The organism is Candidatus Electrothrix sp. (assembly GCF_052785085.1).
On sequence record NZ_JALAAI010000145.1, the window covers coordinates 1 to 8,791 of the forward strand.

The 8,791-nt window shown below is 44.2% G+C and carries 10 protein-coding genes; 6 read left to right on the forward strand and 4 right to left on the reverse strand.

Going from position 1 to position 8,791, the window contains the following annotated elements; all coding sequences use genetic code 11:
• The first annotated feature begins 142 nt into the window (after positions 1–142).
• The 6 genes from L2082_RS16940 (at position 143) to L2082_RS16965 (ending at position 4,142) form a co-directional block, all read left to right on the forward strand.
• Positions 143–634: a DUF3226 domain-containing protein gene (locus L2082_RS16940; protein WP_446012015.1), complete on the forward strand. Its 492-nt coding sequence runs from the start codon at positions 143–145 to the stop codon at positions 632–634.
• A 390-nt stretch (positions 635–1,024) separates the two neighbouring features.
• Positions 1,025–1,348 (forward strand): helix-turn-helix domain-containing protein, encoded by a 324-nt coding sequence (locus tag L2082_RS16945; RefSeq protein ID WP_446012010.1) that lies wholly within the window; start codon positions 1,025–1,027, stop codon positions 1,346–1,348.
• 202 nt (positions 1,349–1,550) lie between these two features.
• Entirely contained in the window at positions 1,551–1,790 is a 240-nt protein-coding gene (locus L2082_RS16950) for a hypothetical protein (protein WP_446012011.1), read from the forward strand.
• A complete protein-coding gene (locus tag L2082_RS16955) occupies positions 1,769–2,161 on the forward strand; it encodes a type II toxin-antitoxin system VapC family toxin (RefSeq protein ID WP_446012012.1) in 393 nt (130 codons plus the stop codon). The genes L2082_RS16950 and L2082_RS16955 overlap by 22 nt, the downstream gene beginning before the upstream one ends.
• 189 nt (positions 2,162–2,350) lie before the next feature.
• Entirely contained in the window at positions 2,351–2,818 is a 468-nt protein-coding gene (locus L2082_RS16960; protein WP_446012013.1) for an AIR carboxylase family protein, read from the forward strand.
• Positions 2,819–2,930: 112 nt separating this feature from the next.
• Positions 2,931–4,142 (forward strand): hypothetical protein, encoded by a 1,212-nt coding sequence (locus tag L2082_RS16965; RefSeq protein WP_446012014.1) that lies wholly within the window; start codon positions 2,931–2,933, stop codon positions 4,140–4,142.
• 171 nt (positions 4,143–4,313) lie between these two features.
• Here L2082_RS16965 and L2082_RS16970 read toward each other — a convergent pair whose 3' ends face one another.
• Genes L2082_RS16970 through L2082_RS16985 form a run of 4 tightly spaced genes read right to left on the reverse strand, consistent with a single transcriptional unit; the run spans position 4,314 to position 7,978 of the window.
• Complete coding sequence (locus L2082_RS16970; RefSeq protein WP_446010520.1) at positions 4,314–5,300, reverse strand: hypothetical protein; 987 nt, start codon at positions 5,298–5,300, stop codon at positions 4,314–4,316.
• Positions 5,297–6,562 carry an NrfD/PsrC family molybdoenzyme membrane anchor subunit gene (gene nrfD / locus L2082_RS16975; protein ID WP_446010521.1) on the reverse strand — a complete coding sequence of 422 codons (1,266 nt, stop codon included), beginning with the start codon at positions 6,560–6,562 and terminating at the stop codon, positions 5,297–5,299. The genes L2082_RS16970 and nrfD overlap by 4 nt, the downstream gene beginning before the upstream one ends.
• A gap of 13 nt (positions 6,563–6,575) precedes the next feature.
• Entirely contained in the window at positions 6,576–7,631 is a 1,056-nt protein-coding gene (locus tag L2082_RS16980; protein WP_446010522.1) for a 4Fe-4S dicluster domain-containing protein, read from the reverse strand.
• A 38-nt stretch (positions 7,632–7,669) separates the two neighbouring features.
• Positions 7,670–7,978, reverse strand: a complete 309-nt coding sequence (locus tag L2082_RS16985) for a hypothetical protein (RefSeq protein WP_446010523.1) — start codon at positions 7,976–7,978, stop codon at positions 7,670–7,672.
• Between the last annotated feature and the right edge of the window lie 813 nt (positions 7,979–8,791).

The following is an 8,791-nucleotide window of genomic DNA, read 5'->3' on the forward strand; positions in this document are numbered from 1 at the left end:
ACGTTTCATTTTTCACCTGCTGGGTTAAATTTTCAGACAGGTACTTACTATACATTTTATCCTTAAAAATTAATATATTAATTTTATATCAAATGCTTTTTTATTGCATTAGCTTCACGGATTCAGGGACATATCTATTGAAATAGAGAAGAGAGGAATCGAAAAAATAGGCATCTTGGTAGATGCAGACAATAAAGGCGTTCAGGAGAGACTAACCCTTGTCAATGAATCTTTGAAAACATTTGACGGTGCATTATGTATAGAACGAGTTAACCAGTGGGTTGATTCACAAACTTTGGGTGTCAAGGTCTCGTGCCATATTTTGAATGTTGATGGTTATGGGGAGCTAGAGACTTTATTACGGTCAATCAAAAATAGAGATTCGACTTTTGCGGATTGTTTAGCCGCCTGGGAAGAATGCTTACGGGGAAACAATAAGGAAATAACAAACAAAGAGCTTGATAAATTTTGGGTTCAAATTTATCAACGTTATGATTCATGCTCAAAAAAAGAAAAAAAGCAAGCCGGTAGAAAATGTGATTTAAAAGCAAGTCTAGAAAAAGATATCTGGGATTTTTCATCCCCTCGCTTGGATGAGCTAAAATTTTTTTTAAAATCTTTCGATACAATATAGCTTTCTGGCTTGACTTGATAATTAAAAATGTAAACAGATTTATTTTACTACCTTCCTTACAGCATTACCTCCCCCAGCGAAGTAACTTTTTCCCCCTGACGTAAATAGGGGACGTACCCCGTTAAAAGGAACAAGTCGCATAAGAGATGATGTTTGTTACTCCCAACTTCCTACCTATTACACAGCAAAATCAATGCAATCCACTTGATTATAATTTCCCTGTGCTCTCTGCATACCGCATGATATCATCTTTTACATTGCAAGATTATCCCATATATGGGATATATAAAATATGGATAGAAAAGATATTAAAATGGTTGTCTGGGTAGGATCATCACTTGAAGATTTAAGATCTTTCCCGGACGCAGTAAAAGATGAAATCGGATATAAATGGGAAATGAAATTAAAAAAAGCTCAGGCAATGTATTCAAAGATTTAGTGCTGGATAACCCGGAAGAACGTCTTGCAAAAGCCAAGATCGCTTCCATGATTTACGATATTATTGAAGAGCGAAATTTAACTCAAAAAGAAGCTGGTCTAATATTAGGAGTGAATCAACCTAAAATATCCGCTCTAAGAAATGGCAAACTTGACGGATTTTCAATGGACAGACTATTTTCTTTTTTACGTGCTTTAGATCAAGATGTTGATATTGTAATCCATCCTAAAAAGCAGCATGAAGCCCGTCTTAACCTTGCTTATGCAAATGGATAGGCAATCCAGAAAGTTCCTCCAGCCCATAAGGAATAAACAGGGGACGTAAGAGATAAATCTATAACCCACCTTCCCACCTGTTACCCGGCAAAATCAATGCAACTTACTTGATTATGAATTTCCTGTGCTCTGCACTCCGTATAAATTGATGGAGGATGAAAATGAAAACAACAGAACTGAAGTTGGATAGACCAGAGGAAATATGAAACAGATTCAAGAAATCAGCAGCTGGATAACATACGGCAAGGTTGCAGGAAATCGTATTTCTGTCGATCTTCCAAAAGGGTTTGACGCTCAGGAAGTGCAGATCATAATTATACCGAAAAAGAAAGTTTCCCGCCCGGCACGAGACGGATGGAAAAAAGATTTTCAGTCAATTTCGCAATGGGACATTTCAGAAGATGATATAAACGTGAGATCATGGCCGATAACAGAGTTCTGACAGATACTTCAGTAATAATCGATTTTCTCAGAAAGGCGGATAAACAGAATTCGGCACTTTGGAACATAAGAGAAAAAAACGAATGTTTTATGTCGTCCGTGACTCTGTTTGAATTGCAGTGCGGAGCAAAGACAGAAAAGCATTTCGAAGACATCGTAAAACTGCGCAGATGGATTGACACTGTTTCTTTTGACGATGAGGTCGCCGAAATTTCATCAAAAATATATCAGAGCCTGAAAAGGGACAACATGATGATTGAATTCAGAGATATTTTTATTGCAGCCACTGCGGTCGCTATGAATCTCCGTATCGCAACATTAAACAGAAAGCACTTTGAAAGAATCAGCGATATAGTATTACTAGAAATCTGACGAGAATCGAAGAAGGTATATGCCCAGCAAAATCAATGCAACTTACTTGATTATGAATTTCCTGCGCCCTGCACTCCGTATAAATATGAGCAGGACAGTGGCTCTCTGTATAAACCACACCGTTTTTTCCGACTTTCGGACAACACCTATTATAGGCTATTAACCTTTTAAAACTCAAGAGGTACTTACATGAAAGAGTATAATGTAGTCATCATATCCGGTTCAGACAGCGATCTGCCGCATATCAAGAAGATTCAAAGTGAATTAGCGAAATTCACAATTGAATCAAATATCAGGATCTGTTCCGCTCACAAACAACCTGTTGCCTGTGAAAACATGGTCAAAGAACTTAATGAATCTTCCGTACCGAGCATCATTGTTTCCATAGCTGGTGCCACCGACGCATTATCCGGTGTCTTGTCATTCCACAGTGTCCATCCGGTCATCAGCTGCCCCCCGGATAAGAACAATCACTTTTCATGCGTGGACAATCCTCCGGGCAGTTCAAACTCATTGATTCTCCGACCGGCAAATGTAGCGAAACATATCGCCCAGATGTTATGTCTGATTAATGCGGAGTTCAAGAAAATCGTTATGAAAAAAAATAACGAAAAAATTGCCACATTAATAGAGGCTGATAAGGCCAACAAAGCATAAGCAAAAGGTCGGGGACAGAGTCTCCGACCTAATAAAAATCTCACTCCAAGGGCTATGCGAGTACATATCCATCAGCAGACACAATACTTGGGATAATCAGGAGGTAAAGCACATGAAAGATCATAAACAATACATACGACACAGTATCATCTTGTATTTTCTCAAAATTGTAGCAATATTACTTTCTGTACAACTCTTGACCGCCTGTGCCGTAAATAAGCAAAACGATGTGCCCCAGGACCAGTTTACTATTGTCGCTATTCCAGATACGCAACGATATTACAGAGCTGAAAAAGGGAAAGCGTATTTTGCCAAGCAGATGGATTGGATTGTAAAGAATGCTTATAGCAAAGATGATCCTCAAGACAGCGTACCCTTTAAAAATATTGTCTTTGTGACGCACCTGGGTGATGTTATTGAAGATGGCATGGGAAATGAAAACCACCCTGAATGGCTAGACTCATTACAGCACATGGGCAAGCTGGATAATGTATTACCGTATTCAGTTGCATTGGGAGATCATGATTATAACGGCAATGAACGCCCGGTTGATGGTCATTCTGCATTCGTCAAATATTATGGGCCGGAACGGTACAAAAAGTATAGCTGGTACGGAGGAAGCTCAAAGAAAGGAACCAGTCATTATCAGTATTTTTCAGGTGCTGGCATAACTTTTCTCCATATAAATATTGAAGTTGATGCCCCTGATAGCAGTAGATTTGCAAATGAAGATGACCAGCTCAAATGGGCCCAGAAGATATTAGATGCCAACCCAAACACCCCAACAATTTTAACAACTCATGCGTATATAACCGATGAAATGTACAAGGGTGCCAATGGAAAACAGGTACCTGATGATGCTGGTGGTCGTTTTGTCGGACATGAGCCAAGCCCAGAGGTGGGTAAAGCTCCACGACAAAATGAGATACGGCGAGGAGGGCTTGCTATCTGGCGCGATCTGGTGAAAAAAAACAAGCAGATTTTCATGGTACTGGGTGGCAATTATCATGAGTACCTGAAGGACCAAGGGGGGCGTGAAGCTGCTCTTGGTGGGGAATACCATCAGGTGAGCATCAACAATTTTAACCAGCCTGTCATTGAGGTGCTGGTCAACTATCAGGACTATAAAAATGGTGGTGACGGATTAATCCGGTTGATCAATTTTGATCTTGAGAACAATACAATCCAGTTTCAAACCTATAACACCTTTGAAGACCGCTTTCGCCGTATAAATCTCCAGCCTGCACAAGATGACGACAAGGTAAACCCTCGTGCCAGTGAGTTTACAATTCCTCTTAATTTCCAGAAACGTTTTGCATTTTGAGCAATTACTGTAGGGGCTGACCTATGTGTCTGCCCTTTAATTTCAAGTAGCCGCAAGGTAAAACACACAGGTTTACCCCTACGACACTACAACAACATGTTACAAACAAAAAAGGCCGGAGACTGCTGTCTCCGACCTTTAAAAAAAGTCGTTTCAAAGAGCTGCTACGGATTAATGCCCACCGTGATTGCCAGCACCCTTATAATCGTCTTCGCTCATACCACGGGGCAGAGCAGGTGGCGGTTCAGGTTTAACCGGATCAAAACGATGCTCCTCAACAGTGTGGGGATTGTGGCATTCTGTACACGTCCACCACCGCTTCTTTCCGCCTACTCTCCACTCACCAGTACGCTTGCCATGGAGACCCATCCGCCATTCGCTATAGGTACTCCCATGACAGCTTCCGCAGAGCTTATAGGATTCATTAAAGCTGACCTCATCCCCTCTATGGTTAACAAGAGTATCACGGTTAGCCGCATTATGGCAATCAAAACACCAGATCGCTCCCCGACCATGCTCCAAGACAAGTGCATCACTGACAATATCCTGATGCATCATAAGCTCACGGGGATCATTCTTCTGAGTCGCCGGATCTGCACCTGGATGACAGCCACTGCATTGCATGCCACCGTTTTGTATAATTGTTTTCAAGTGCTTTGTCCGTGGTCTGATAACGGCCTGGGCAAAATCACCATCTGTATAGTCACCAAAGCTCGGCGTATCACCTATAGGTTCAGTATCATCATAGGGATCACCATACCAGAGAACAGCTTTGGTGGTGGGTGAACACTTCACATTAGGATAACCGTACTTGGGGTTTACATTGTCCTTCTTTGTGAGCCTGGTGGCATCTTTTCTACTTTCATAGCACTCAACTTCTGCATCAGAGGTGGTTGGTGCAGCATCGGCTGGAGCTTCTTGCTCTTCTGCACCAGACTCCTCTTGTCCCGCATCAGATATAGCTTCCTGTTCCGCACCAGGCTCCTCTTGTGAAGCATCAGCTGAATTTTCTTGTACTACTGCACCAGACTCTTCCTGCGCAGCATCTTCTTGCGCCACAGCCTCGTTGGGCATATTCTGGAGCACCAAGCCGCTGATCGCTACGAAGAAAAGGCTGACGAAAACCGCCGCTCTCATATGTTTTCTCGCTGAAATCATTTCGCACCTCCTTCTTCCACTACTTGGGAATCTCGCACTTCACCGGTTAATACACCAACCACACCCTTGAGAACCAAGGTCAGCAGGATAAAGCCGGTCGCCCAGACGAACAGGACGTTGAAGATCTCAATCAAGGTCGGATGATATACAGCATACTCTCCCAAGGCGGTCGGGCTGAAAGCCGGAAAAATCAAAACTGCGGGTTTTTCAATCAGGACGCTCAGGAAGACTGATACGCAGATCAGCGGTAACAGGAAGTTGTAGCTCTTCCGTACTTTCTTGATGCACAGCAGGATGAACTGCACCACAAATATGGTCATGATTGACCAGAACCAGGGACCATAGGGATTCAGGCCGTTGTGTCCATTAATCGCATACTCCAGAGGGGCAGCATGATGTGTGGCAGGATAGAGTTCCGTAAAGAACTCTACCGCAAACATCAGAATAAGTACCCCCACACCCCAGATAATGACTTGGGAAAAGAAGTCAATTGCAGAGTCCGCAACTTCCAATTTAGTGAATTTGCGGATCACCAAGAGTGTTACGATCACCAGGGCTGGCCCGGCTGCAGCTGCCATGGCTAAAAAGGAAAAGGGCATAAGAGCAGTATGCCATACGGCGATCTGCGCATTGCTGCTGAGGATGAAGGCAGTGATGATATGAATGAATGGTCCCCATGCCACGGCAAACCAGATCAGCGGAGTATAGAACTTGGTGTTCAGCGGCTGCCCAACATAGTGTTTGTACAGATAATAGAAGACCGCCACAGCGTTCAGGACGAGGTAAACGTTCAGCACGATGATGTCATAGGTGAGCACAGAACTGGGAAAGTTGAAGATACCCAATACGGGAATTGCATGCCAGAAGCGATCCGGTCGCCCCATGTGAAAGAAGATGAAGTTGAGGCCGATAATCACGAAGACCATGGCAATGGCCTCGCCAATGACCGCCAGCTGCTTCATATCTTTACGCTTATAGATATAAGCAGGGGTCACCACCAGCACCGCTGCCGACGCTATAGATGGGCAGTGAATAAAGCTGGCGACGAACAGCTCCCAAACGATTTGGTCTGTAGCTCCGGTGACGATAAGGCCAGTTGTCATCTGTATATAGGTGGTGACAAGGCCCACAATGGCAAAAAAGGAAAGAAAGAGCATCCAGCTGTAAAAGACTTTTCCTCCTTTCACGGTATACATGCAGAAGTCGCGGGCGAAAGCTATCGGCTTCTGAAAAGCTGAAGCGGGTTGCGTTGTCGTTGTCATGAGTAATACTCCTCTAATCCATGTAATAGAAAAATTTCGGTTCGGTGGCGAAATCCTCTTTAAACCGGAACACCTTCTTGGTCGCCAGAACCTTTCGTATTTCACTTTCAGGATCAAGCAGGTTGCCGAATTTTCTTGCCCCCACAGGACAGGCTTCCAGACAGGCTGGATAGCGTCCATCTCTCACTCTCTGTAAGCAAAAGGTACATTTTTCCATGACCCCGCGCATACGAGGACGGTTCCCCAGATAATGGGTCTTGGGATTCATGTCCTCATTGGGGAGTACCGGTTCGCCCCAGTTGAAACGGCGTGCCCAATACGGACAAGCCAATTGACACATCCGGCAGCCAATGCACCAGTTGTAATCAATAACCACGATTCCATTGGGATCGCGGTAGGTTGCGCGGACCGGACAAGCCCTGACACAGGGCGGGTCTTCGCATTGATGACACTGTACCGGGAAATAGAAGGCATTCTCTTCCGGAACCAACTCTGGTTCGTAGTAATGCTCTGCGTGGCCGGAAATACCAACAGCTTTATCAGCATGGCCGCCAGCCTGGACACCGTAATCACCTATGGCGCTACTACTGGGGGAACCCTTATGCAAATTTTCCACCTGAAAGGTGTCATTGCCTCGTACCATCTCCAAGACTCGGATCCACTGTATTGCTGAATTAGGGTATTCATGGTCCCCACGGGATTGATTGTTTTCCCGAACACACGCCTCAACACAGCGTCGACAGCCGATGCATTTGGAGATATTGAGGGCATAGCCAAACAGCACTCCTTCCGGGGCTGGTGTACCTGCCACCGTGACCTGCTTACCAAATTGCTCTGTATAACGCTCCTCCAGGCGGGCAATGGCCTTTTCCTTTTGAGAATCACTCATCATCTCAAAATGCGTCTGCAAGTGCTCGGATATGCTGGCTGCTTTAGCTGTAGCTACCGGAGCTACAGTTGTTGCAGCTGCTGCCACACCCAGCTTTTTCAGGAAATCTCGGCGGGATTCCTTGGTCGTCCCGTCGTCTTGTCCTTCAGCGATATCATTTTTCCTTTTGTCTTCCGACATTGTCTATTACCTCCGTTAATATGGCATCCTGAATACGCTCAGGAGACCTTCCGGTAATGATTGCGCAGGATACGGTCAAGCATCTTCTGCTTCTCTTCCTGGGTCATGACGACCATTTTCTTGCCAGCCATGATCTGCTGCTGCCGCAACTCCTCATCAACGGCGTGGGCACGGGTGTTCGCACCTTCGACTTTTTGGGCGGATTTTGTGATCGCCAATCCGGTCCAACCGGCAGCCACCACCACCCCCAGTGCAGCCCCTGCCCACCGGAGAAAGCTCCGCTTGTCGGCAACCACCTTGTCGGGTTCTTTCAGTGTACTCACACTGTTTGTCTGTTCCTCAGCCATAACGGCCTCCTTGTTTTTGTACTTTTAAACCAAGTTTATGCCTTAAAAAAAACAATCTGTTCAGTTCCGTCAGCCCAATGCGTCGTTACAACAAGGCCTACGCAACAGGCCGATCACCCTTTCCGGACACAGAGGCACCCGAATCCATCCGGGGGAACATAATGTATTTTATAAAAATCCTTCCGTCTCAAAAAATAGCAGCTACTGCTTAACCGCAAAACACGCTGGCCGTCAAGAAAAAAAGCGGCCAGTACAGGAAAAAGCAAAAGGCTACAATATTGTTTGCTCCAACACGCTGAAATCCGATACACTAAAGATAAAAGGAGGAACGGACAGTTGCAACAACCCTTTTCTCTGGAGATTTCGTATGAACAACAAACCTGTATCCCACAGTATCTCACAATCGCTATCCTCATTGAGGATCATCTCATGCTCCTTTTTCTGATAGAAACAGTCAATCTCCTTCTTTTATATGGCAGTACAATCTTTCATACTTTATAGTTCGTTTTAAAAGAGAAAGGATGTGTTTTTACCATGCAAGTATAAACAGATAGCAAGACTCGTTAAAAAAACTAAACCCTACAGGCAAAAAGTACTTGCTCTTCAATATCAAAGATAGTAAAAATTACTATACGGAAGTAAATATTAGGTACAAGAAGCTACATAAAGGGAGGAGAACCTATGTAAAGGGTGTTGAAAAGAATATCTCAACGCCACACAAAAACAGTTGCTTAGATAATAAAAAGCCTGTATAATGAGGAAAAGTCAATAATGTTAAACCTTTTACTCATTTCAGGTGTTATGCACAATAAA

Bases quoted from the DNA above. Each gene is read 5' to 3' on its own strand.
- L2082_RS16970 (WP_446010520.1), bottom strand. From the start codon at position 5,300: ATGATTTCAGCGAGAAAACATATGAGAGCGGCGGTTTTCGTCAGCCTT.
- L2082_RS16955 (WP_446012012.1), top strand. From the start codon at position 1,769: ATGGCCGATAACAGAGTTCTGACAGATACTTCAGTAATAATCGATTTT.
- nrfD (WP_446010521.1), bottom strand. From the start codon at position 6,562: ATGACAACGACAACGCAACCCGCTTCAGCTTTTCAGAAGCCGATAGCT.
- L2082_RS16950 (WP_446012011.1), top strand. From the start codon at position 1,551: ATGAAACAGATTCAAGAAATCAGCAGCTGGATAACATACGGCAAGGTT.
- L2082_RS16980 (WP_446010522.1), bottom strand. From the start codon at position 7,631: ATGTCGGAAGACAAAAGGAAAAATGATATCGCTGAAGGACAAGACGAC.
- L2082_RS16965 (WP_446012014.1), top strand. From the start codon at position 2,931: ATGAAAGATCATAAACAATACATACGACACAGTATCATCTTGTATTTT.
- L2082_RS16945 (WP_446012010.1), top strand. From the start codon at position 1,025: ATGGGAAATGAAATTAAAAAAAGCTCAGGCAATGTATTCAAAGATTTA.
- L2082_RS16985 (WP_446010523.1), bottom strand. From the start codon at position 7,978: ATGGCTGAGGAACAGACAAACAGTGTGAGTACACTGAAAGAACCCGAC.
- L2082_RS16960 (WP_446012013.1), top strand. From the start codon at position 2,351: ATGAAAGAGTATAATGTAGTCATCATATCCGGTTCAGACAGCGATCTG.